General features: G+C 58.4%; 20 protein-coding genes and 2 pseudogenes. 15 read left to right on the top strand and 7 right to left on the bottom strand.

Annotated features, from left to right (window positions below):
• The first annotated feature begins 4 nt into the window (after positions 1 to 4).
• The 5 genes from M2401_RS19030 to M2401_RS19010 are packed head-to-tail and all read left to right on the top strand — an operon-like array spanning position 5 to position 6,665.
• On the top strand, positions 5 to 1,672 hold the full coding sequence (locus tag M2401_RS19030; protein WP_259105106.1) for a hydantoinase B/oxoprolinase family protein: 1,668 nt from the start codon (positions 5 to 7) through the stop codon (positions 1,670 to 1,672).
• A complete protein-coding gene (locus tag M2401_RS19025) occupies positions 1,672 to 2,910 on the top strand; it encodes a pyridoxal phosphate-dependent aminotransferase (protein ID WP_259105105.1) in 1,239 nt (412 codons plus the stop codon). Before M2401_RS19030 ends, M2401_RS19025 begins: the two co-directional genes overlap by 1 nt.
• Positions 2,910 to 3,722 carry an NAD(P)-dependent oxidoreductase gene (locus tag M2401_RS19020; protein WP_259105103.1) on the top strand — a complete coding sequence of 271 codons (813 nt, stop codon included), beginning with the start codon at positions 2,910 to 2,912 and terminating at the stop codon, positions 3,720 to 3,722. Before M2401_RS19025 ends, M2401_RS19020 begins: the two co-directional genes overlap by 1 nt.
• 33 nt (positions 3,723 to 3,755) lie before the next feature.
• Positions 3,756 to 4,952: an FAD-binding oxidoreductase gene (locus M2401_RS19015; protein ID WP_259105102.1), complete on the top strand. Its 1,197-nt coding sequence runs from the start codon at positions 3,756 to 3,758 to the stop codon at positions 4,950 to 4,952.
• 24 nt (positions 4,953 to 4,976) lie between these two features.
• Positions 4,977 to 6,665: a thiamine pyrophosphate-binding protein gene (locus tag M2401_RS19010; RefSeq protein WP_259105100.1), complete on the top strand. Its 1,689-nt coding sequence runs from the start codon at positions 4,977 to 4,979 to the stop codon at positions 6,663 to 6,665.
• A gap of 166 nt (positions 6,666 to 6,831) precedes the next feature.
• On the opposite strand, the gene M2401_RS19005 is transcribed toward M2401_RS19010, so the two are convergent.
• Positions 6,832 to 7,557: a FadR/GntR family transcriptional regulator gene (locus tag M2401_RS19005; protein WP_259105098.1), complete on the bottom strand. Its 726-nt coding sequence runs from the start codon at positions 7,555 to 7,557 to the stop codon at positions 6,832 to 6,834.
• 445 nt (positions 7,558 to 8,002) lie between these two features.
• Here M2401_RS19005 and M2401_RS19000 point away from each other — a divergent pair, with 445 nt between their 5' ends.
• The 5 genes from M2401_RS19000 (at position 8,003) to M2401_RS18980 (ending at position 12,990) form a co-directional block, all read left to right on the top strand.
• A complete protein-coding gene (locus M2401_RS19000) occupies positions 8,003 to 9,151 on the top strand; it encodes a branched-chain amino acid ABC transporter substrate-binding protein (RefSeq protein WP_259105096.1) in 1,149 nt (382 codons plus the stop codon).
• A gap of 162 nt (positions 9,152 to 9,313) precedes the next feature.
• A complete protein-coding gene (locus M2401_RS18995) occupies positions 9,314 to 10,240 on the top strand; it encodes a branched-chain amino acid ABC transporter permease (protein WP_409033955.1) in 927 nt (308 codons plus the stop codon).
• Positions 10,241 to 10,253: 13 nt separating this feature from the next.
• Entirely contained in the window at positions 10,254 to 11,510 is a 1,257-nt protein-coding gene (locus M2401_RS18990) for an ABC transporter permease subunit (RefSeq protein WP_409033952.1), read from the top strand.
• Positions 11,507 to 12,277 carry an ABC transporter ATP-binding protein gene (locus M2401_RS18985; RefSeq protein WP_259105093.1) on the top strand — a complete coding sequence of 257 codons (771 nt, stop codon included), beginning with the start codon at positions 11,507 to 11,509 and terminating at the stop codon, positions 12,275 to 12,277. The genes M2401_RS18990 and M2401_RS18985 overlap by 4 nt, the downstream gene beginning before the upstream one ends.
• Positions 12,274 to 12,990 (top strand): ABC transporter ATP-binding protein, encoded by a 717-nt coding sequence (locus tag M2401_RS18980; protein WP_259105091.1) that lies wholly within the window; start codon positions 12,274 to 12,276, stop codon positions 12,988 to 12,990. Before M2401_RS18985 ends, M2401_RS18980 begins: the two co-directional genes overlap by 4 nt.
• 143 nt (positions 12,991 to 13,133) lie before the next feature.
• Here the strand turns inward: M2401_RS18980 and M2401_RS18975 are convergent.
• Positions 13,134 to 13,273, bottom strand: a pseudogene (locus M2401_RS18975) (divalent metal cation transporter); the annotation flags it as partial.
• A 215-nt stretch (positions 13,274 to 13,488) separates the two neighbouring features.
• Between M2401_RS18975 and M2401_RS18970 the strand changes: the two are divergent.
• Positions 13,489 to 13,893 (top strand): response regulator, encoded by a 405-nt coding sequence (locus M2401_RS18970; protein WP_259105090.1) that lies wholly within the window; start codon positions 13,489 to 13,491, stop codon positions 13,891 to 13,893.
• Between the two features lie 285 nt (positions 13,894 to 14,178).
• On the opposite strand, the gene M2401_RS18965 is transcribed toward M2401_RS18970, so the two are convergent.
• A complete protein-coding gene (locus M2401_RS18965) occupies positions 14,179 to 15,255 on the bottom strand; it encodes a DUF748 domain-containing protein (RefSeq protein WP_259105089.1) in 1,077 nt (358 codons plus the stop codon).
• 391 nt (positions 15,256 to 15,646) lie between these two features.
• Here M2401_RS18965 and M2401_RS18960 point away from each other — a divergent pair, with 391 nt between their 5' ends.
• Positions 15,647 to 15,841, top strand: a complete 195-nt coding sequence (locus M2401_RS18960) for a hypothetical protein (protein WP_259105088.1) — start codon at positions 15,647 to 15,649, stop codon at positions 15,839 to 15,841.
• Positions 15,842 to 16,097: 256 nt separating this feature from the next.
• Here M2401_RS18960 and M2401_RS18955 read toward each other — a convergent pair whose 3' ends face one another.
• Both M2401_RS18955 and tspO read right to left on the bottom strand, forming a co-directional pair.
• On the bottom strand, positions 16,098 to 16,406 hold the full coding sequence (locus tag M2401_RS18955; RefSeq protein ID WP_259105321.1) for a hypothetical protein: 309 nt from the start codon (positions 16,404 to 16,406) through the stop codon (positions 16,098 to 16,100).
• Between the two features lie 254 nt (positions 16,407 to 16,660).
• Positions 16,661 to 17,101 carry a tryptophan-rich sensory protein TspO gene (tspO, locus tag M2401_RS18950; RefSeq protein ID WP_259105087.1) on the bottom strand — a complete coding sequence of 147 codons (441 nt, stop codon included), beginning with the start codon at positions 17,099 to 17,101 and terminating at the stop codon, positions 16,661 to 16,663.
• A 603-nt stretch (positions 17,102 to 17,704) separates the two neighbouring features.
• On the opposite strand from tspO, the gene M2401_RS18945 reads away from it, so the two are divergent.
• The 3 genes from M2401_RS18945 (at position 17,705) to M2401_RS18935 (ending at position 21,768) form a co-directional block, all read left to right on the top strand.
• On the top strand, positions 17,705 to 18,379 hold the full coding sequence (locus tag M2401_RS18945; protein WP_259105085.1) for an HAD family phosphatase: 675 nt from the start codon (positions 17,705 to 17,707) through the stop codon (positions 18,377 to 18,379).
• A 194-nt stretch (positions 18,380 to 18,573) separates the two neighbouring features.
• Positions 18,574 to 20,643: a PAS domain-containing sensor histidine kinase gene (locus M2401_RS18940; protein ID WP_259105084.1), complete on the top strand. Its 2,070-nt coding sequence runs from the start codon at positions 18,574 to 18,576 to the stop codon at positions 20,641 to 20,643.
• Positions 20,644 to 21,009: 366 nt separating this feature from the next.
• On the top strand, positions 21,010 to 21,768 hold the full coding sequence (locus M2401_RS18935) for an SDR family NAD(P)-dependent oxidoreductase (protein ID WP_259105082.1): 759 nt from the start codon (positions 21,010 to 21,012) through the stop codon (positions 21,766 to 21,768).
• 202 nt (positions 21,769 to 21,970) lie between these two features.
• On the opposite strand, the gene M2401_RS18930 is transcribed toward M2401_RS18935, so the two are convergent.
• Complete coding sequence (locus M2401_RS18930; protein WP_259105081.1) at positions 21,971 to 22,705, bottom strand: hypothetical protein; 735 nt, start codon at positions 22,703 to 22,705, stop codon at positions 21,971 to 21,973.
• A 122-nt stretch (positions 22,706 to 22,827) separates the two neighbouring features.
• Positions 22,828 to 22,923: pseudogene (locus tag M2401_RS18925) on the bottom strand (cupin domain-containing protein); the annotation flags it as partial.
• Positions 22,924 to 22,958: the final 35 nt, after the last annotated feature.

Below are 22,958 nucleotides of genomic sequence, written 5' to 3'. Positions count from 1 at the left end.
ATTCATGAGCAATACCTTGATCGATATTCAAATGCAGGTGATGTGGAATCGCCTGATCTCGGTGGTCGAAGAGCAGGCCCTGACCCTGATCCGCACGGCGTTTTCCACCAGTGTTCGGGAAGCGGGGGACTTGTCTGCCGGGGTCTTCGACCGCGCCGGCAACATGCTCGCCCAGGCCGTAACCGGCACTCCCGGCCACGTCAACACCATGGCTGAGGCGGTGGTGCATTTCATCAAGGACATCGGCCCGGAGAATATCTTCGAAGGCGATGTCTACGTGACCAACGATCCCTGGAAAGGCACCGGCCACCTGCACGACATCACCATTGTCTCGCCCTCGTTTTACCAGGGCAGGCTGATCGGTTACTTCGCCAGTACCGCCCATGTGGTCGATATCGGTGGCCGGGGCTTTGGTCCGGATGCCCGTGAGGTCTACGAAGAAGGCCTGTTCATTCCGATCATGAAGTTGTTCGAGCGGGGCAAGGTCAACCGTGACCTGATCAATATCCTGCGCAACAACGTGCGTGAGAATGACCGGGTGGTCGGCGACTTCTATGCGCTGTCGGCCTGCAACGAGACCGGCCACAAGCGTCTGTTGAGCATGCTCGACGAATTCAAACTGGACGATCTGGAGCATATCGGCGGTTTCATTCTGGAGCACAGCCGGCGCGCCACCCTGGAGTGCTTCAAGTCGCTGCCCCATGGCACCTACCAGAACAGCATGACCCTGGACGGCTACGACGTGCCGGTGACCCTGGCCGTAACCCTGACGGTGGGACCGGACGGCATCCTCACTGATTTCAGCGGCACCTCCGGCATGAGCCAGTTCGGCATCAATGTGCCCCTGGGGTATGCCAAGGCCTACGCCTGCTACGGCCTCAAGTGCATCGTCGCGCCGGAGATCCCCAATAACTCGGCGTCCCTGGAACCGTTCGCGGTGACTGCTCCCGAGGGCTGCATTCTCAATGCCAGGCACCCGGCTCCGGTTTCGGTGCGCCATGTCCTCGGCCACTTCGTACCCGACCTGGTCCTCGGCGCGCTGCACAAATGTCTACCGGGCCAGGTGCCGGCCGAAGGCGCCAGCGCCCTGTGGAACCTGCACCTGAGCGTGCGGCCGCTGGAGAACAATCCCCAGGGTCGCAATGCCGAGATGCTGATGTTCAATAGCGGCGGCATGGGCGCCCGGGCGGCCAAGGATGGCTTGAGCGCCACGGCGTTCCCCAGCGGCGTGCACACCATGCCGGTGGAGGCCACGGAACACGCCGGGCCGGTGATCGTCTGGCGCAAGGAGCTGCGTGAAGGCTCCGGCGGCGCAGGGCAATTGCGCGGTGGTCTGGGTCAGGAAATCGAAATCTCCGCGGCGGCCGGTTACTCGTTCCGCTTTAGCGCCATGTTCGACCGCATCCAGCATGCGGCCCGAGGCCTGGAAGGGGGTAGGGAAGGCGCCCAGGGCTATGTCGGCCTGGACGACGGCACCCTGCTGCGTGGCAAGGGCCAGCAGTTTGTTCCGGCCGATCGCCGCCTGGTGCTCAGCCTGCCTGGTGGTGGTGGCTACGGTGAGCCGGGGAAGCGCTCCCGGGACGAGGTCGAGCGCGACCTGCGGTTTGGTTACATCAGCGCCGAGCAGGCGCGTGACGATTATGGTTATGAGTCCGGCCGGGGTGGCAAGTAATGGAATTTCAAAGTACGCGCGTCAGAACCGTTAAAAGTTCGCCGAGCATGGCTGTGTCGGTCCTGGCCAAGCAAATGCTGGCCCGGGGCGAGCCGGTTATCAATCTGAGCTTGGGCGAGCCAGACTTCAATACCCCGGCCCACGTCATCGAAGCGGCCCATCAAGCGATGCTCGACGGCAACAACCACTACACCGCACCCAACGGCTACGAGGCGCTGCGCAAGGCCATCGTCGACAAGTTCGCCCATGAGAACGGCCTGACCTATGGCATGGACGAAATCTGCGTGGCCAACGGTGCCAAGCAGTTGCTGTTCAATGCCTTCCTCTCGACCCTGGAGCCGGGCGACGAAGTCATCACCCCGGCACCTTATTGGGTGTCGTACACCGATATGGTGCTGCTCAATGGTGGCGTGCCCAAGGTGATTCCCTGTGGCTCGGAGTACGGTTTCAAACTCGACGCCGCGCGGCTGGAAGCGGCCATCACCCCGAAGACCCGCTGGCTGATGCTCAACTCGCCGAACAATCCATGCGGGGCGATCTACACCGCTGCGGAGTTTGCCGCCCTCGGCGAAGTGCTAGCGAAGTACCCGCGGGTACTGGTGATCTCCGATGAGATCTATGAACACATCATTCTCGGCGACAAGACCTTCGTGCCCTTCGTCACGGCCTGCCCGGCGCTGCGTGATCGCACGTTGCTGATCAATGGTGTGTCCAAGGCCTACGCCATGACCGGCTATCGTCTGGGTTATGCCGCCGGGCCCAAGGGTTTGATCGATGCCATGAACAAGACCCAGTCCCAAACCACCACCTGCCCCTCGGCCATTTCGCAACTGGCCGCCGCCGCCGCGCTCAGCGGCCCGCAGGATTTCGTGCGCAACGCCAACCGCGAATATCAGGCCCGTGGCGCCCTGGTGGTGAAAGGCCTGTCGGCCATCGATGGCCTGGAATTGCAGATGCCGGAAGGGGCCTTTTACGCCTTCCCCAAATGCGCGGCCTTTATCGGCACCCATACCCCGGACGGCCAGGTGATCGAGAGCGATACGGACCTGGCCAACTACCTGCTGCGTGTCGGCAAGGTGGCCACGGTACCGGGCTCGGCCTTTGGTCTGGAACCCTATATTCGTCTGTCCTTTGCGACCTCGCGGCAACAGCTGGAGCAGGCCATCTTGCAGATGCGCGATGCCCTGGCCCTGTTGGTGCATGCGCCGCAGTCACTGACCCAATCGAGAGTGTCCTGATGAGCAAGCCTTTCAAGCGACTGTTAATCACCGGTGCCGCCGGCCGCCTGGGGCGTATCCTGCGCGCCGAGATGAGCGCCTTCGCCGATCACCTGCGCCTGACCGATATCGCTGATATGGGCGAAGCGGCACCCCACGAAGAGCTGGTGCAATGCGACTTGGCCAGTTTCGCCGATGTGCTACCCCTGGCCGAGGGTGTCGATGCGATCATTCATGCCGGCGGCGTGCCGGTGGAAAACACCTTCGAGCTGATCCTCAACGGCAATATCCTTGGCACCTACAACATCTACGAGGCAGCGAGGCAGAAGGGCGTCAAGCGGGTGATCTACACCAGCTCCAACCACGCCATCGGCTTCTACGACCGCACCGAAACCATCGATGCCAGCGTGCCCCATCGCCCGGACTCGCTGTACGGCCTGAGTAAGTGCTTCGCTGAAGATCTGGGTCGCTACTACTGGGACAAGTTCGGCATCGAGTCGGTGAATATCCGCATCGGCTCGTCCTTCGAAGAGCCTCTGGACCGACGCATGCTGGCCACCTGGCTGTCGTTCTCCGACTTCAGCCAGATCGTCGAGCGCTCCCTGCACGCGCCGCGGGTCGGCCACATGATCGTCTACGGCATGTCGGCCAACCGCGAATCGCTGTGGGATAACCGCGCCGCGTCCTCGATTGGCTACGTCGCCAAGGACAGCGCCGATGCCTACCGCGAGAAGGTCGAGGCAAAGTTTCCCTCGCTGGATCCCAATGAGCCCGCAGCGCGCTACCACGGTGGCAACTTCGCCGGTGCCGGGCATTTCGAAGATCCGAAGTAACTTTTATTCAGTGCATTTTCAGGGGTCCGAGTCATGGCTTCGACAGCAACAAAGCAGCATTACGATGTGGTGATTGTCGGCGGCGCGGTGAACGGCAGCGCCACGGCGTATTTCCTCGCCAATAACCCGGACTTCACCGGTTCGGTGCTGGTCATCGAGCGCGACTGGACCTACGCCCAGTCGGCCACGGCGCTGTCCAGCAGCTCGATTCGTGTGCAGTTTTCCAACCCGATCAATATCCAGATCTCCCGCTTCGGTGCGCAGTTCATCCGTGATTTTCCGCAGCTGATGGAGGTCAACGGCGACAAGCCCGACCTGGCCTTCAAGGAGAACGGCTATCTGTTCCTCGCCGACCAGATAGGCTTCGAGGTGCTCAAGCGCCTGCACCAGACCCAGCTGGACAATGGCGCTGACGTCACTCTGATGGGCACCGATGCGCTGATCCAGCGCTTCCCCTGGGTCAACCCGGACAACCTGGCGGGGGGCACCTATGGCGAGCGGGACGAAGGCTGGTTCGACAACTACGGCATCATGAACGGCTTTCGCAAGAAGGCCCGTGCCCTGGGGGTCGAGTACATCGAGAACGAAGTGGTCGAAGTGCTGCGCAAGGGCGATCGGGTCACCGGCGTGACCCTGGCCAGCGGCGAGCGCATCGGCTGCGAGACCCTGGTTAATACCGCCGGCACCCGTGGGCCGCAAGTGGCGCGGATGGCCGGTCTGCAGATTCCGGTGGAGCCGCGCCGCCGCTCTTTGTTCGTCTTTGCCTGCCACACGCCGCTGCCGGGGGTGGTGCCCCTGACCATCGATCCGACCGGAGTGTTTTTCCGTCCAGAAGGGCATCTGTACCTGGGTGGCACTTACCCGAAAGTCGACCCGGAAGTGGCCTTTGATGACTTCGATGTCCTGCACGATGAGTTCGAGGAAGAGGTCTGGCCGATCCTCGCCGAGCGCGTGCCGGCATTCGAGGCGATCAAGGTGGTCAACTCCTGGGCCGGGCATTACGACTTCTGCGTTCTGGACCACAACGCCATCGTCGGGCCCCACAGTGAAGTGAGCAATTTTCTCTTCTGCAACGGCTTCAGCGGCCACGGCCTGCAACAGGCTCCGGCCATCGGTCGCGGCTTGAGTGAACTGATTACCTATGGCGAATACAGAAGCCTTGATCTGAGTCCGCTTTCTTACGAGCGCGTGGTTGAAAATCGTCCCTTTCTGGAAGACTCGGTCATCTGACCGGGCAGCCTGCTGGAGTACATGATGACTAACAATAATTCCACAGCAACCCGCACTGGCGGCCAGGTACTGGTCGATGCCTTGCGTATCAATGGTGTCGAGCGGGCGTTCTGTGTGCCGGGGGAAAGCTACCTGGCGGTGCTGGATGCGCTGCACGATGCCAAGGATGATATCGAGCTGATCGTCTGCCGTCAGGAAGGCGGCGCGGCCTACATGGCCGAGGCCTACGGCAAGCTGACCGGCAAGCCGGGAATCTGCTTTGTGACCCGTGGCCCGGGGGCGACCAATGCTTCAGTTGGAGTGCATACTGCCTTTCAGGACTCGACGCCGATGATTCTGTTTATCGGCCAGGTGGCGCGGGACCAGGTGGAGCGTGAGGCCTTCCAGGAAATCGACTACCGGCGCATGTTCGGCCAGATGGCCAAGTGGGTGGTGCAGGTGGACGACGCGGCGCGCCTGCCCGAGCTGCTCAGCCAGGCGTTTCACCGCGCCAGCAATGGTCGCCCCGGGCCGGTGGTGGTGGCCTTGCCGGAAGACATGCTGACTGATCTGGTCAGTGTCGCCGATGCCGGGCCGGCACAGGCTATCGAGCCGGCGGCGGCCCCGGCCGCGCTGGCGCAACTACAGGAACTGATTGGAGCGGCGCAGCGTCCGCTGGTGGTGCTCGGCGGCGGCGGTTGGGATGCTACGGCGGTGGCTGATATCCGCCGCTTTATCGAGACCCAGAACCTGCCGGTGGCGGCGTCCTTCCGATGCCAGGACCTGTTCAATAACACCTTGCCCAACTATGCCGGTGACCTTGGCCTGGCGGCGGGTCCCGAGCTGGTCGAGGCGGTGAAGAACGCCGATCTGTTACTGGTCATCGGTGCGCGCCTGGGCGAGATGACCACCGGGGGTTATTCCCTGGTCAACATTCCTGTGCCCAAACAGAAACTGGTGCATGTGCATCCGGGGATCGAAGAGCTGGGGCGCGTTTATCAACCGACGCTGGCAATCAATGCCGGGATGAAAATCTTCGCTGCCCAGATAGCCGCCTTGCCAGCGGTCAAGCCCCAGGCAATGGTCGAGTGGACCACGCGGCTCAACCGCGGCTACCGCGCCAATTTCGATTGCCCGCCATCACCCGGGCCGGTGCAAATGAGCCAAGTGATCGCCTGGCTCAATGACCGCCTGCCTCACGACAGCATCATGACCTGCGGCGCGGGCAACTACACCGGCTGGCTGCATCGCGGCTACCAGCACCGCACCTTCCGCACGCTGCTGGGACCGACCAACGGTTCAATGGGCTACGGCGTGCCGGCGGCGGTGGCGGCCAAGATCACTGCGCCCGAACGCATGGTGCTGGCCTTTGCCGGGGACGGCTGCTTTCTCATGAACGGTCAGGAACTGGCGACGGCGGCCAACTACGATGCGCGGGTGATCGTGATCGTGGTCAATAACGGCATGTACGGCACCATTCGCATGCACCAAGAGCGCAGCTACCCGGGGCGGGTGTCCGGCACCGAGCTGCATAACCCGGACTTCGCCATGTTGGCTCGTTCCTACGGCTTCCATGCCGAAACGGTGGTGGCGACCGACCAGTTCGCGCAGGCCTTCGAGCGCTGTGTGGCCTCGCAGAAACCGGCGCTGATCGAGATTCGAGTCGATCCCGAAGCCCTGACGCCGCGCATGAGTCTGAGCCAGATCCGCGAAAAAGCCCTGGCGACACGGTGATTGTGTCGGGCTGCTGAGATTTCTTTGTGGGACCGGCTTTAGCCGGGAAGGCGTCGGGTCCGCACCTGCAACTGCACCGGTTGTACCGGCCCTTTCCCGGCTGAAGCCGGTCCCACAGGGGCGTATTTTTTCAGAGAGTGGTGTTGTGTTTTGCCGGAGTGGGGATTTATTCCCCGCTCTGCACCAGGCGCTGATAGCGCGACAGGCTTTCCTCAAGGTGTTTGCGTAGTGCGTTGCGTGCGCCGTTGATGTCGCCCATGGTGATTGCCGTGAGAATGGCGCCGTGTTCACGACCGATCTTCTTGATGTGGGCCAGGCGGCTCTTGCCGGTGGACTGGCCGTGCTTGAGGTGCAGGTCAAAGATGATGTCCGAGCCCAGGGCTTCCAGCAGTTGGGTGAAATGCGGGTTGTTGGTGGCGCGGGCAATGGCCAGATGGAACTCGAAGTCGGCCTTGGCTTCTTCTTCCAGGTCGGTGCCGTCCAGCGCGTTGAAGCGATCGAAGGCTTCGGTGATATCCGACAGGCTGGCCGGGCTGCGACGTTCGGCGGCGCGGGCGACCGATTCGGTTTCCACGCCCAGGCGCAGCTCCAGCACCTGGGCTGCTGCGCGGACATCATCCACGGCGGTGCTCAAGGCATAACCGATGCGCTTGACGTCCTGCTCGACGACGAACACCCCGACACCCTGGCGGGCAATCAGGCGTCCGCCCAGGCGCAGGGATGCCACGGCCTCGCGGACCACAGGACGGCTGACGTTGAATTCCTTGCACAACTCCTGCTCGGAGGGAAGTTTTTCCCCTGGGCGATAGGTGCCCAAATCGATACGATTGGACAGTTCACGGATAACCGTCTCAGCAAGATTGCCTCTGCGCGCACCTGTCGTGGCGTCCATTTGTGTTGCTCCTGAAACCTGAGTGCTCATCACGGAAGATGAATGGTTGAACAGCTGAGTGGACTTCGTCAAATAAGTTGCAAAGCCTCTGCATTGTTTAGTCGGCAACCGGCTGAAACGAGCGGTCGACCTTAACCCATATGTTATCAAACAACTGACCAGATAGGGTGCAAAGCCCCTCTGTTCACGGCTTTTCACGCCTCGAGTTTGTGCATTTCCCCTTCGTTGAAAATTCTTCACGGCCATTTTGTTCTGCTTGAGCATACACCCATTGACAGTTGCCTGCTGACTGTTATCTTACAAGTGCGCTCGCTTCTGGCGGGGTGCAATGCAGTGAGAGGGTCCCGAATAAAGTCTGGATGCCGTGACAGGGTCCAGGCGTGGAAAAGAAGACTTGCACGCCAACGTGCTCAATTCGTTTGTCCGTTGTTTCTGGGAGGGGTATATGCGTAAACACAACCTGATCGTCACCGCGCTGGCTGCGGCCTTGGCCACTGCACTGAACACGGGGATCGCCACTGCGGCCGACACCGAACTGGTCAAGATCGGCTTTGCCGGACCACTGACCGGGCCGTCCGGCCACCAGGGCCTGGATGTTGAGCACGGGGTGAATATCGCCATCGACGAGGCCAACCAGCAGAAGTTGAAGATCGGTGACAAGGTCGTCGAGTTCAAGCTGGTCTCCGAGGATGACGTCGCCGACCCGCGCACCGGCACCGCTGTCGCCCAGCGCCTGGTGGACGCCAAGGTCGCCGTGGTGATCGGCCACTACAACTCCGGCACCAGCATCCCGGCCTCGAAAATCTACGCCGATGCCGGTATTCCGCAGATCTCTCCCTCGGCGACCAACCCGGCGCTGACTAAACAGGGTATCAAGTCGGTGTTCCGCGTGGTCAACGACGACGCGACCCTGGGCCGTTATGCCGGCAACTACTTGGTCAACAAACTCGCCGCCAAGCGCATCGCCATCTTTGATGACCGCACCGCCTACGGCCAGGGCCTGGCTGATGAAGTGAACAAGGCGGTCAAGGCCGCTGGTGGCAATGTCGTGGTACGTGAATACACCAATGACAAGGCCACCGACTTCAACGCCATCCTCACCACCGCCAAGGCCCAGCAGGCCGATGCAGTGTTCTTCGCCGCCCTGGATTATCAGGCGGCGCCCATGGCCAAGCAGATGAAGAACCTGGGCCTGAAAGCCAAGTTCATGAACATCGGCAACCTGCCCAATGACGAGTTCAAGAAAATGGCTGGCAGCGCCGCCGAAGGCACCTACGCCTGGAACTACGGCACGCCGCTGCAGGACATGCCCAAGGGCGCGGCCTTCGAGCAGAAGCTCAAGGCCAAGTATGGCGTCGGTGTCGTGCAGTCGTCCCCGGCCGCCTATGACGCGACCTGGGCGGCGATCAGCGCCATGGTCAAGGCGCAGTCGGTCATCCCGGCGGTGTACCTGCCGGTGCTGAAAAGCTCCAGCTACGACGGCGTCACCGGGACCATCGCCTTCGATGACGAGGGCAACCTGAAAAACGCCGCCGCGACGATCTTCCGGTTTGAAGGCGGCGCCTGGAAAACCTTGTCCGTCGAGCGAGACTGAGTCACGGCCACACCCCAAAAAAACCATAAGCGGGCCAGTCATGGCCCGCGACCATAACAAAAAGACTTTTGCTGATCTGCCCCGAATGCCACCGCGTCGTGCCTGCCGGCCAGCGTTGGTGGATACGACGCAGCTTTGAGGATTCACCAAGTGGAAGCCAATCTGAATATCTTGTTGCAGCAGGTCCTCAACGGCCTGGTGCTGGGCAGCATCTATGCCCTGGTCGCTCTGGGCTACACCATGGTCTACGGGATCATCGGCCTGATCAATTTCGCCCATGGCGAGATCGTCATGGTCGGGGCCATGGTGACGATCTCGGTGCTGAACATGCTGGCAGGTTTTGGCTTCGCTCCCGGCGTGCTGACCCTGTTGTTCGCCATCATGATCGCGGCCGTGGTCTGCATGCTGATGGCCCAGGGCATGGAGAAATTCGCCTACCGGCCGCTGCGCAAGGCGCCGCGCCTGACGCCGTTGATTCTGGCCATCGGCATTTCGATTTTCCTGCAGAACCTGGCGATGATGATCTGGGGCCGAGGCTACAAGACTTTTCCTGACGTCGTAGAAACCCAGCCGATCGATATTTTCGGCGCGACCATCACCAATGTCCAGTTGAGCATCATGCTGATCTCGGTGGCGATCATGCTGGCGCTGTGGTTACTGGTCGACAAGACCCGCCTGGGCAAGGCCATGCGTGCCACTGCGCAGAATCAAGAAGTGGCCGGCCTTATGGGCATCAATATCAATCGGGTGATTTCCGCCACCTTCGTCATCGGCGCCTCGCTGGGGGCCATTGCCGGTGTCATGCGTGCCGTAAATTACGGCCAGGCCGACGCCTATATGGGGTTGTTGCTCGGTCTCAAAGCATTTTCGGCAGCTGTACTGGGCGGCATCGGCAATCTATTCGGAGCCATGGCCGGGGGCTTATTGCTGGGCCTGATCGAATCTCTGGCGGCCGGTTATACCGGGCAGCTCACTGGCGGTTTTCTCGGCGCCAACTATCAGGACATCTTCGCCTTCATGGTGCTGATCATGGTCCTGCTGTTCCGGCCCAACGGCCTGATGGGTGAACGCATGGCCGATCGCGCTTAAGGGAGAGGCTGTCATGAAAAACACTATCAATAATGTTTACGCACAATATGCCTTGCTGGCTCTGGCGTTCATTGCCCTGCCTTTTGTGGTCGAGGCGATTCCGTTCCTCGGGCCGACCTGGGTGCGCATCCTCGGCTTCGCCATGCTCTATGTGTTACTGGCTTTGGGCCTGAATATCGTCATCGGCTACGCAGGTCTGCTGGACATGGGCTATATCGGTTTCTATGCCATTGGCGCTTACCTTTACGCCTTGCTGTCCTCGCCGCACTTGAACCTGGCGGGGTTGGCTGAAGGAGTACTTAACTGGCCGCTGTGGGTGATCATTCCGTTATCGGCAGTGGTAGCGGCGTTTTGCGGAGTGCTGATCGGGGCGCCCGTGCTCAAGCTGCGCGGCGACTACCTGGCCATCGTCACCCTGGGGTTCGGTGAGATTATCCGCATCTTTATGAATAACCTGGACCAGCCGGTGAATATCACCAACGGCCCCCAGGGCATTGCCGGCATCGCGCCGCTGCATATCGACGGCGGTGCCTGGAGCTACGCCGCTGGCCAGGCGCCCCACGCGATCCTGAGCTTGCAGAGCAAGTGGAGCCTGTTCGGTCTGCAGGTGTCGCCGGTGATCAGCTATTACCTGTTCTTTCTGGCTGTTGTGGTGCTGGCGATCATCCTTTCCAAGCGTCTGGAAGTGTCACGCATCGGCCGCGCCTGGATGGCCTTGCGCGAGGACGAAGTGGCCGCCGAAGCCATGGGTCTGAACAAACGCAACCTCAAGCTGCTGGCCTTTGCTATGGGTGCCACCTTTGGCGGTGTCTCCGGTGTGCTGTTCTCGGCTTATCAGGGGTTTGTCAGCCCGGAGTCCTTCACGCTGATGGAATCGATCATGGTCCTGGCCATGGTAGTGCTGGGTGGCATGGGCTCGATTCGCGGCGTAGTGCTGGGGGCGCTGATTCTCTCGGTGATGCCGGAGGTGTTCCGCGACCTGGTCAACTGGGTGCAGCCCTATGTGCTGGATAACGTGACGTTCATCAGCCGCGACGTGCTGCGCAACGTGCTGGATGCCTCGACCCTGCGCATGCTGGTGTTCGGCCTGGCGCTGATCCTGGTCATGCGGTTCCGTCCCGAGGGGCTATGGCCGTCGAGCCGGCGCCGGGCCGAGCTGCATGAAGATCAAAGTGAAACCCTGCTGCCTGCACCGGCACTGGATACGGCGCTCGGGCAAGGGGAGCCGGCAGCCGCCGGGTTCGGACTGAAAGAGGCAAACAAGGTATGAGCGACGTACTGCTGGAGCTGCGTTCGGTCAGCAAGTTCTTTGGCGGCCTGCAGGCCTTGCATGGCATTGATCTGAGTATCAAGCGTGGCGAAATCCGTGGCTTGCTGGGGCCCAATGGCGCGGGCAAGACCACTTTGTTCAACGTGCTCACCGGGCTGTATCGGGCCGAAGAAGGCAAGGTGACTTTCGATGGCAAGCCGCTGCGCATCAGCAAGCCGCATAAAGTGGTGGAGGCGGGAATTTCCCGGACTTTCCAGAACATTCGCCTGTTTCACAATATGACGGCCTTGGAAAACGTCATGATCGGTCGGCACGTGCGCACCAAAAGCGGCGTGTTCGGCGCGATCCTGCGTACCCGTCGTTGCGTGCAGGAAGAACGTGAGATTCACGAGGCCGCGCGCTATTGGCTCAATTACGTAGGCATCGCCCGTTTTGCTGGCGAGCTTGCGAAGAACCTGTCCTATGGTGATCAGCGCCGTTTGGAAATCGCCCGGGCACTGGCCACTGAGCCGCTGTTGGTGGCTCTGGATGAACCGGCGGCGGGCATGAACGCCTCGGAGACCGAAGGGCTGCGCCAACTGATGTGCAAGATGAAGGCGGACGGCAAGACGGTGCTGCTTATCGAACACGATGTGAAGCTGGTCATGGGCTTGTGCGATCACGTCACGGTGCTGGAGTTCGGCAGGAAAATTGCCGATGGCCTGCCTGCGCATGTGCAAAAAGACCCTCGGGTGATCGAGGCTTATCTAGGTTCGGAGACGGCATGAAAAATATCCTGCAGGTACGGGATCTCAAGGTGTCCTACGGGGCTATCCAGGCGATCAAGGGGCTGGACTTTCATGTTGGCGAAGGCGAAATGGTCGCTCTGATCGGTGCCAATGGCGCGGGCAAGACCACCACCCTCAAGACGCTGGCTGGACTGCTGACGCCGACAGCGGGGCAGATTACCTTCGATGGCAAGGTGCATTCGAAGATCAAGAGCTACGACCTTATCCGAGAAGGGCTGGCCCTGGTGCCCGAAGGCCGAGGCATTTTCCCCAAACTGACGGTTCACGAAAACCTGGAAATGGGCGCTTTCTCCCGCACTGACGGCAACGCCGCCATCGAGGCTGATATCGAGCGCATGTTCGGTGTTTTCCCTCGACTCAAAGAGCGTGCTTTTCAGTTAGCGGGCACTATGTCCGGCGGCGAGCAGCAGATGTTGGCGATCTCCCGCGCGCTCATGGGCAAGCCCAAGCTGTTGTTGCTGGATGAGCCGTCCATGGGCCTGGCGCCGATCATCGTGCAGAAAATTTTCGAGACCATTCGCGAGGTAGTCAAAAGCGGCGTGACCTTGCTGCTGGTCGAGCAGAACGCAAAGCTGGCCCTGCAAACATGCCAGCGCGCTTATGTCATAGATGGCGGCCGCATCGCCCTTGAAGGGAAGGCGGATGATCTTTTGCATAACGAGCAGGTACAAAAGGCTTATCTTGGGGAGTAACCACGAAGTTATCAACTTTTCCCAGGCTCCTGCATGGGGCGGTAAGGGAGCATGTCTGCGCCCGAGTCTTAGGTGTGCATCCTTGCTTACCTGACAAGCGCTTGCACTTACTGAATGCTGACCCACCAGCGGAACTACCGCGAAGGCAGTTGCATCGACAAGATGATCTGGCTCAACACCAGTAACTTCGCTGTGCCATTAGCTCTGTAGAGGTCGGTGACAAACATCACAGGATGATGGCCAGGCCTCGCGTCAGCAACCGGCGCAGCCAGTCCGGAACGCGCTCTGCCGGGATTTACGCCGGCCCCCTTGCCGCAAACTTGCCTCGCATTACGCTTACGGCTTGAAAGTCCAGTATCAGGTCATCAGTTGCACCCAAGTCTCACCGTCAACGCGGGGCCGGGCCGGCAGAAGACGCCAGTTTTTCACGTAACCCCAAAAATCACGGAACCTATAGCAAATCCTGGCTTTCTCAGAGTTAAGAACTTGGGAGGTGCTATGGGACAGCTAGTTTTGGTTGTTGAAGACGAGCCAGTACTTTTGGAACTGGCCCAGGAGATTTTGGAGCTTGGTGAGATCAACGCCATCGGCGCATCGGATGCTCATAAAGCACTCAGCGTTTTAGAGAGTGAAGCAGGTATCGGTCTCGTAATCACGGACATCAAGATGCCTGGAAAAATTAACGGCTTTGAACTGGCTTGGCTCATTGCAGAGCGCTGGCCGCACATTCCAGTGCTGGTCACGTCGGGCCATCAGACGCTCAAACCCGACGAGCTACCACCTCATGCGCAATTCTTGCCAAAACCTTGGTTGATCAGCAGCTTTCTCGACAAGGCCAATGACATGCTCATAGAGTCTGAAGGTTTTCAAAGTCTCCATTCTAAGCAGACGCCTGATCTTTGATCATGGGAAATCTCTGCGGCTCCACCCAAGCCCCGACCTCAAAACATCGGGGCAATGTGCTTAGACGGGCTCTGGTTTGAACGCTTTTAAAGCAGAGTGGATTCTGAAATTGGCTGACACGTTAAGTTCATCAATAGACAGCCCTACCTACACCAGGCAGCAAGCGCTATTGGGCTTATTGTTCACTCTCGTGGATGTAGGGCAAGCATTGGCAACTCATGCCCGGACACGACCAGGTCTAGCCATCGAGCCGGGTCGAGAAACCTTCATGCCGACTGCCTTCGCTCAGTCTTTGCTTGCCGGCGCTTGCTCGTAGCGGGCGCTGAACGCTTGAATGAAGCCGTTACGCAGTATTTCCCAAAAGGCCTGCAGCGGGCTGATGTCCAAGCGATGCACATCGCCGCTTAGCTCCACGCGTGTAGCGAACTGGTTTTTGCGCTGGTTCTTCAGGACTGTCTCGGTGCCGCCAACCAAGGCTTCCCAGACCGAGCGTAATAAACTCTTGTCTTTGTTTTCCACATCCTGCTGCCAGTTGAGCACATCCACGTCACGCAGCAGTGGCTTTATATACCCATTGAGTTTGCCTTTGCTGGCTTGGGCCTCGATCACCACGTCACCGTGCCCGGCGTTGAAGTCGAACTTGCCATAGGCCGAGGCGAAGTCGTTGATGCGCTTGAGCTCGATGTTGGTCACACGCAGACGGAACTCGAAATTTTCGAAGTTGCTCAAGGGATCGAAGGCCGCTGTAGCGTCTAGTGGCGCCTGGCCGAACAATACGGCCTTGCCCTCAAAGCGCGCGTCACGCTTGCCTTCCGGGTTTTGCACGTTGGTGAGGTTGTAAAAGCTCGCGTCAATCTTGCTGGCTTCGAGCTTTACCGGGGGTTTGGAATTGAAATTATTGAACGTGATCTTGCCATCTTCCACACGTACTTCATTCAGGGTAATGGGCAGCAGTTTTTCGAGCTGCGCGCGCCAGTTGGTACCGGCCCCCGTCTGGGACGCCTGCTTGTTTACGCCGCCGTCGACGAAGTTGAGAGTGGGCTGGAGGAAGCCTGCCGTGGCCACGACGGCATGGTCATACCATAGCGAATGCCAGCTGACGGCGATGTCAATATGAGGCACGTCCAGCAGGGGTATAGGTACCTTGCCGTCGACCTTGGTCACTTTAAGGCCTTTGATGGCGTAGGCTCCGCGCCATAGCGCGATGTCCACGTCCTCGACGTGACCGCTGTAGGAATCCATGTCCCGCAGTTTGTCGTTGAGGTAGTCCCGTACAAGGAAGGGCAGGGCAATATTCAAGAGGGTCAACAGCACCGCCAGGGAAGCGAAGATCACCAGCGGCCAGCGATAGCGAAGTTTCATAAGGGCGCTCCATGGATATGCTCAATGGACTGCCCTGAACTCAAAGCGTTCGACTAACTGCTGCCTGGACGCTCCCCGTGGGATGGCTTGCGGTAAATCCATCGACTGAGCCAAGCCATGGGCGCGATATGGGCCGCTGACAACCCATTGCCTTGACAGACACCCTCGTAGGGAGCAACCGCTTCGCACCTCGCGGGGTGCCCACCAAGGTCAAGACCGAAGTGCTTGACTAGATGGTTTTTCGTCCAAAAAAAGCCAGCTTTGGCCCACATAGGTGCCCGGACATACTGTTTGCGAAGCCCCCTGATGATGGGGGAGGCGACGAACTGCAATTGCAGTGATGTCAATATGCCTTTATATCTAGGGTGCACATCTCAGTTGAGGATCTACGATGACAAATCTCATGAGCCTTGGTATTGATCCCACCACCCAACTCTCGGTAGTCAACGCTACGCTTGCGGCCATTCAGGCAAAACTTCAGTTGTTGTCCAGGTTGCCTGCTGACCAGGTGAGACATACCGATCTGCTGGATTACTCTCAACTGATGCTCTATCAGGATCTGTTGACGTCGATGCCTTTTGCTTAGATGTGAATCCTCGCTTGCCTGGCAAACTCTTGTATTTCGTCGATGCTGACCTGGGGCCTGCATTTGCCGATGCCGAAGGTCAGATTCCAAACCATGCGACGTGCCTGGCTGGTGCTTGCGACTTCACATGGGCGAGTGCTTTGGGGTGCAGTACAAAAAGACGCTTTACAGCGCATTTTCATGCGACTCATCGCTGACCTGTTGATGCGAGGCAAGAGGTCTGCCGATTTCTCGGGGATACAAACCCGCTAAAGGATCAAAGGCTTTGGTACCAATCTGCATAGGGCGTGTCGATCACCTTGCGCTGGTTCAGATCCGGAGCGCCGTCCTCCCACCAGACTGGGCCTCGCTCCCCAAGCGCGACCTTGGCAGCCTGAACACTCGCCCTGGCCACCTTTAGCTCACCTGGATCACCTGAAGCCTTTGCCGCTTTAACTGCCCGACGCGCAGCCATAAGGTCATTCACCAAACGCTGGCGTTCCTCTTCGTTCAGCGACGGATCAGTGCAGCGCCATAGCTGCCCTTTGACAACAAAATAGCGTCCATCCGGGGTTGCTGGGTTCATGCCTGAAAATAATCCATAGGTGGATGAAAGTTGGGCCACATCCCTAGCCTGTTGTTCTACAGCGGCCTCTGCGGCTCTGCGGCTCTGCGGCTCTGCGGCTCTGCGACTGGACTATGCGCGTGCATACACAGTTCCAACATGCAGAAGGCGATCGACCAAGATACTCCGCGCGCGATCATTGAGACCGCAGCTATACGTGAAATCCAGCGCGTTCGCGGGCCCGAGCGCTGTGACCGATTGCACCGGAGGCCAGGTCATCGATTTTTTCGCATGATCGAGAAATTCAGCGCTGCCGCAACGGTCAACCAGGCCAGGTACGGAAACAGGATCAGGCCAGTGATGACGTCCAGCCGCAATGCCAGCCACAGCATGGCTGCGACAACCAGCCAGAGCAGGGCAAGGATAATCATCCCCGCGACAATACGATTTGCGCCAAAAAACACGGGTGTCCATAGCGTGTTCAACGCTATCTGAGCTGACCATAGTGCCAGCGCCGTCTCGTTGCCAGGCAAGAGGGTCAGGCGGTAGCCAGCCCAGGCGATGAGCAAATAGATCGTCGTCCAGGCGACCGGGAACAGCCAGTTCGGAGGTGTGAAGGCTGGCTTGCGAAGCGATTCGTACCAGCTCCCGGGTTTGAAAATGATGCCGGTACTTGCCGCAGCACAGCAAGCGAGGAGGAATATGTAGAAAGTCATCTGCAGTCCTTAGCCTGGTTGATCTGGATCGAGGGCTAGCTGGCCCTCTGGATGTTGGATACGTGTGTGACAGAAAAGTCCTTTCTGATTGCGAAAGATCGTCGGGATTCAGAGATTGATATCAATCCGCACAAGGTGTGTTCGCCACCGTATGTTGCTCTGACCTGGGGCTCCGTCATGGCACTGTATTGATGGTGGGATACAGCATTCGCAGGATCCACTTATCGACATTGCCCACGGATAAATGGAACGCCAGGTAGCTCAGCCTTTCAGAAGTAGAAGATCTTCCAGCGAGATGTGAGAAATCATCAGCAATCAGATACGAACCACTGCGCCGCGCCCTTGGTGCCTGAGTGACGCCTGGCACGGTGCGTTCGGATAGATTGGCAACTCATCAACACGCCTACTGAGAAGGTCGGCTATGAATCGGTATCGCGAGGCTTAGTCGGCGATCCCATCCAATACCCATGCCCCAATGCATATGGCGCTGTCTTGTCTACCATGGGCCCAACTGCCCATGGCGCTCGATACTGATACACCAGGGCTTGGGCAACACTTCAGAAGCGGTATCGATAGGCCATTTCTGTCCAGGAGAGATTTCGTATGCGCCCCCAGACCTCTTTCATATTTGACCTTGATGGCACTCTCACAGATAGCGTTTATCAAAACGTAGCCGCGTGGAAAGAAGCCCTCGACGCTGAGGGCATTCCTTTGGCCATGTGGAGAATTCATCGGAAAATCGGCATGAGCGGCGGATTGATGCTGAAGTCCCTCTCACGGGAAACCGGTCTTGATATCAGTGAAGAACAAGCTCAACGACTCAGCGAGAAGCATGCGCGAGCGTACCAGCGTCTACAAGGTCAAATAGTCGCTCTGCCAGGCGCGGTGCAGCTTCTCGACGCGCTCAGCCGGGACAACCTCAAGTGGTGTATAGCGACGAGCGGGGGAGTCGATACAGCCAAGATAAATCTCAAAGCGTTGGAGCTTGATTTCGACGACATTGAAATCGTCACGCGAGACGACGTGACATACGGAAAGCCAGACCCGGATTTGTTTTTGGCTGCCGCTCAGCGAATGAATGTCGATATCCAGGAATGCCTGGTTATAGGCGACGCCATTTGGGACATGCTTGCCGCACGACGTTGTAAAGCGACGGGCGTCGGTTTGTTATCAGGTGGTTATGATATTGGTGAACTTGAGCGGGCAGGGGCTCTGCGGGTCTATGAAGATCCGCTGGATTTGCTCGCTCATTTGGATGAAATCGCCTCTCGCCCATAAGCAACAACGTGCGGCCAAGAGTAGTTGGATTCATGGGATTCGATGCCCCCTGTGTGATAGCGTAGCGTAATACAGTCCTCGAACTGCCCGCTTGTAACTGTCTACCATTCCCCCCCATATGAAGGCATATTCTGAATGCGTTGGCTCGGCACGAAAATGTCTGGGCTTTACACAAGGAATCACTGAGGTATCGCATGGATCGTTTCAGCCCTAAAGTCTCAACTCAAACAGTTGAGTCTTTATCACCGTCTCAATCCAATGCATCCCCAGCGGACGTATCAGAGCGCTTGCAACTGGCATTGGATGCAGGCGCGATCATCGGCACTTGGGTGTGGGATATTCCAACTGACTCTGTCACAGCAGACGAGCGATTCTCACGGTCTTTCGGTCTGTCGGCGGAGCGTTGCAAAGCAGGGATACCGATCGCCGAAGCGTTTTCGTCTATTCATCCTGAGGATGTTGATCGTGTAGCCGAAGACATCAGAGAGGCGATGACTCGTGGTGGGCCTTATCGGTGCGAATACCGGGTTCGCCAGGACGATGGAGCCTACAGGTGGGTTGAGGCAAACGGGCGGGCCGAGCTGGACGCTAATGGTGAGGCCATTCGCTTTCCCGGCGTACTCATGGATATCGAGTCCCGCCGGGCTGCTGAAGCGGAGCGGGACAGAATGTCTGCGCTGCTACGAACGTTTACTGCCGCCGTGCCCGGGGTGGTTTATGCCAAGGATTTGGACGGCAGGATGTTGGTAGCCAACCATGGCACGACGAAGCTGATTGGAAAGCCGCCAGAGTTTTATCTAGGAAAAACGGATTTAGAGTTCCTGGAAGACAAGGATCAAGCGCGTCGAGTGATGGAGACTGATCGCAGCGTCATGCGCAGCGGCACCGCTGTGCAGATCGAGGAGCAGGTCGATATGCCCGATGGTTCGGCAACCATGTGGCTGTCGGCAAAGGCTCCATTGCTCAACGAAGTGGACGAGGTCATTGGTCTGATTGGTTCTTCAATAGATGTTACTGCGCGCAAGCAAGCTGAAACGGCGCTTCTGGAGCTCAATCGCACGTTAGAAATTCGCATCAGTGAAGCAGTGGCTGAACGTGAGATTGCCCAGGCAGCACTCCGACAATCACAGAAGATGGATGCGATTGGGCAGCTCACTGGAGGCATCGCTCATGATTTCAATAACCTGCTTGCCGGTATCACAGGCAGCCTGGATCTGATCAAAATGCGGCTCAATCAAGGCCGCATCGCAGATGTAGAGCGCTACGTCGCAGTGGCCTACGGTGCAGCACTCAGGGCTGCAGCCTTGACTCACCGATTGCTCGCATTTTCACGTCGGCAGACGCTCCTCCCCGAACATACCGATGTCCATGTGCTTATCGCCGAGATGGAGGAACTCATTCGTCGAACGGTGGGGCCGTCTATAGATTTGAACGTCGATCTGGCAGCGGCATCAAGCACATGTCTCGTCGATCCTGCGCAGGTGGAAAACTCTCTGCTCAACCTGTGCATCAACTCCCGCGACGCGTTGGTGGAGGGAGGAAAAATTTCGATCAAGACCTACAACCAGATACTTGAGCAAGGGCCTGAGCTCGACGCGGAACTGGCTCCCGGAGCATATCTGACCATCTGCGTTGGCGATGACGGCGCGGGAATGAGTCCAGAAATCCTCTCCAAGGTATTCGAACCCTTTTTCACCACCAAGCCGCTAGGTGCAGGAACAGGACTGGGCTTGTCTATGGTCTACGGCTTTGCAAAACAATCTGGCGGGCAGATCAAGATTGACTCAGAAAAGGGCAGCGGAACTCGCGTCTATCTGCAGTTACCCCTTCATACCGATCAGATTGATGCTGTCGTTCAGACTGAGGTAAAAATTGAAGCAGATTTGATCCCGTCGGGCGAGACGGTGCTTGTTGTCGATGACGAGCCGTCAGTCCGGATGTTTGTCAGTGAGACACTCGGTGCCCTCGGCTATAGGGTCATCGAAGCCGCCGATGGGCTGGCGGGGCTTGCGCTTCTCCAATCAGATACCCCCATTGACCTGCTCGTCACCGACATAGGCCTTCCTGGCGGAATAGATGGGCGTCGTATGGCTAATGCCGCGCGTAAGTGCAGGCCACGCTTGCCCGTGTTGTTTATGACCGGGTATGCCGAGCCGGCGATCGTGGGAACTCAACTGCTGGACTCTGCGACTGCGATTATCACTAAACCCTTTGCACTGGATGTGTTGGCTTCGAATGTGAGCGCGCTGCTGGGCAAGGCTTAAACGAGACCTGAGCGCAATCTTCCCATCACTCTCTGCATTTGAAGCGTCGCCTCGCCCACCTTCAGCGTGCGGTTTAGCCGACCCTTTGCCGCATTCACCGCTTTGTACGCAGTCGTGGGCGCCCCTCAGAGGATGATCAGTCCTCAGCATTGGACCGTAGGGCGATAGGTTCGGTAAGCGCCGCCCCTGGTTGGGCACATTCCCAATGCCTTTCCCTATCGGGTACCAGTCAAAGTCTTCAGTCGGTCGGCCTTACAAAACTGCACGGCCATTGTTCATGCATGTCAGTGTCGCTTTGCTCCGATGACACTCACCATGGGCAAGTCGTTCCAGACGACCCCTTTATCAGCGACTGAGGAGTCATGCATGTCAGGTAAATTCAGCAATCAGGTTGCCGTCGTGACCGGCGGGTCCACGGGGATCGGATTTTCCATCGCGCAAGCCTTGATCGCCGAGGGCGCCCAACGCGTGTACATCACGGGGCGTTCAGCGCACACGTTGGAGGCGGCAGTTGCCCGGCTTGGTGGTAAGGCCGTTGCGGTGGTTTCCGATGTCTCGCGCCAGACGGATCTGGACGCTCTCAAGGCGACAATCGAGATGCGGGACGACCGGCTGGACGCCATGTTCGCGAATGCCGGGATCTGTGAGAACAATCCAGTCGGGGAGACTAGTGAGGCCGCTTACTACTCAATGTTCGACGTGAACGTCAAAGGCGTTTTTTTCAGTGTTCAAACGCTTCTGCCCTTGATGAAAGACGCTTCGTCTATCGTGTTGACGGCTTCGATCTGTTCCAGCAACGGCATGGAAGGGCTGAGCCTGTACAACGCCTCCAAGGCGGCGGTGCGATCTTTCGCACGCACGTGGGCCAATGAGCTCAAAGGCCGAAAAATTCGCGCGAACGTTTTGAGCCCTGGCTTCACCCGCACGCCGCTGATGGATAACGGACTGAAAATGAGCGAGAGCGACATCGCCGCACTGCGCCAATACGTCGAGCAAGTCACGCCACTGGGCTACATGGCACAACCTGAAGAAATCGCCAGTGCAGCGCTGTTTTTGGCCTCCGACGACGCCAGGTATGTGAACGGCGTGGAGTTGATGGTCGACGGTGGTTTATCGCAAATCTGAAGTGTCATCGGATTCTGCGCGAACCCACTCTGAGACTGCTCGGGCTTGGACTGGCGGCAAATTAACCATTGCGGGCATTGAGTCGTTTTCGGCGTTCCAGCCCCCAGCCGCCGAGGGTTAAACGCAGCATGTTGGATATGAAGAGCCGCTGCGCGCAAGTACCTTGTACATACTGGCCGAGTCCTGCCTGTCGCTACCGGCATCACAAGTGGCTTTCAGTCCGAAGCCGGAATTCGACCGTCGCGCCCAAAGCTTCAAGTTGGTCCTTCAACGGCCGAAGTTGCAGTTTCATACCGCTTCCTGCTTCGAATTGAGGCATTGCGGCGAGCGCCAGTGTCTCCTTCAGCGGCAATCCGCGACATGTACTGATGATCTGAACAACTTTGAGCTTATGAGGGCCTGGGTCAATTACGATCAGGCTGCCTGTTTCATAGTCGGTCAAATCGTAGTCAACGATATCAGACGGCGGCTGCTCCGACATTGCGGCATTCTGACGTTCGTCGAGAACCTCGCGCCAGTATTCGTTCTCAGGATCGGTCTCGGCAATGATCAAACATTTAAATTGGGAAATATCCTCCTTCACCTCTGCCAATGCTTCTAACAGGCGGCCCAAAGCCGCTAGGCCAGGTGCTATCTGTATCGCGTCCCATCGTCCGGCGCCATGGGCTGCGGTATAGACTGGATAACCGTCTTCGGCCTCGCCTGCGGCAATAAAAATGGGGTCATCCAGCCCCGTCATTGCGATGACATACCATTCGCAATGCCAACCGCCGTCAGTGTCCGAAATCAGGTTTTCGCCGGTGTGACCATGCGTGCGGAAGCCAACCTGAAAATCATCGAGGCGATCGAATTTGGCATAGTGCGTGGGCAAAAGAGGATCACCCACGACAATACCTTTGTTCAGGAAATCTCGAATGGCTTCGTGGAACGACTGCATATGCCGATGGATTCTCACATAGGGTCTCTAAGATCCCCGTAGAGATTGCAGTGCCCATCCCGCAATGTCCAATCCTGACCGGAAGTTGCCGATCGCTTGATCGCCAGGCCGGGATGTAGGCGGGGGGCCACGTATACGCTGCCATGGGCCAGATCGATCCGCAGCGTTTCTTCTATCACGAGAAATGTTTCATCGGTTTCCAGGTGTGAGTGCCAAATAAACTCCCCTCAGCCGCTGTATAGCGTGCGATAGA

This window comes from Pseudomonas sp. JUb42 (assembly GCF_024807945.1).
Lineage (GTDB): Bacteria > Pseudomonadota > Gammaproteobacteria > Pseudomonadales > Pseudomonadaceae > Aquipseudomonas.
Note: the sequence above shows the minus strand (reverse complement) of the source record. Positions and strands in the feature narration are given on the sequence as shown.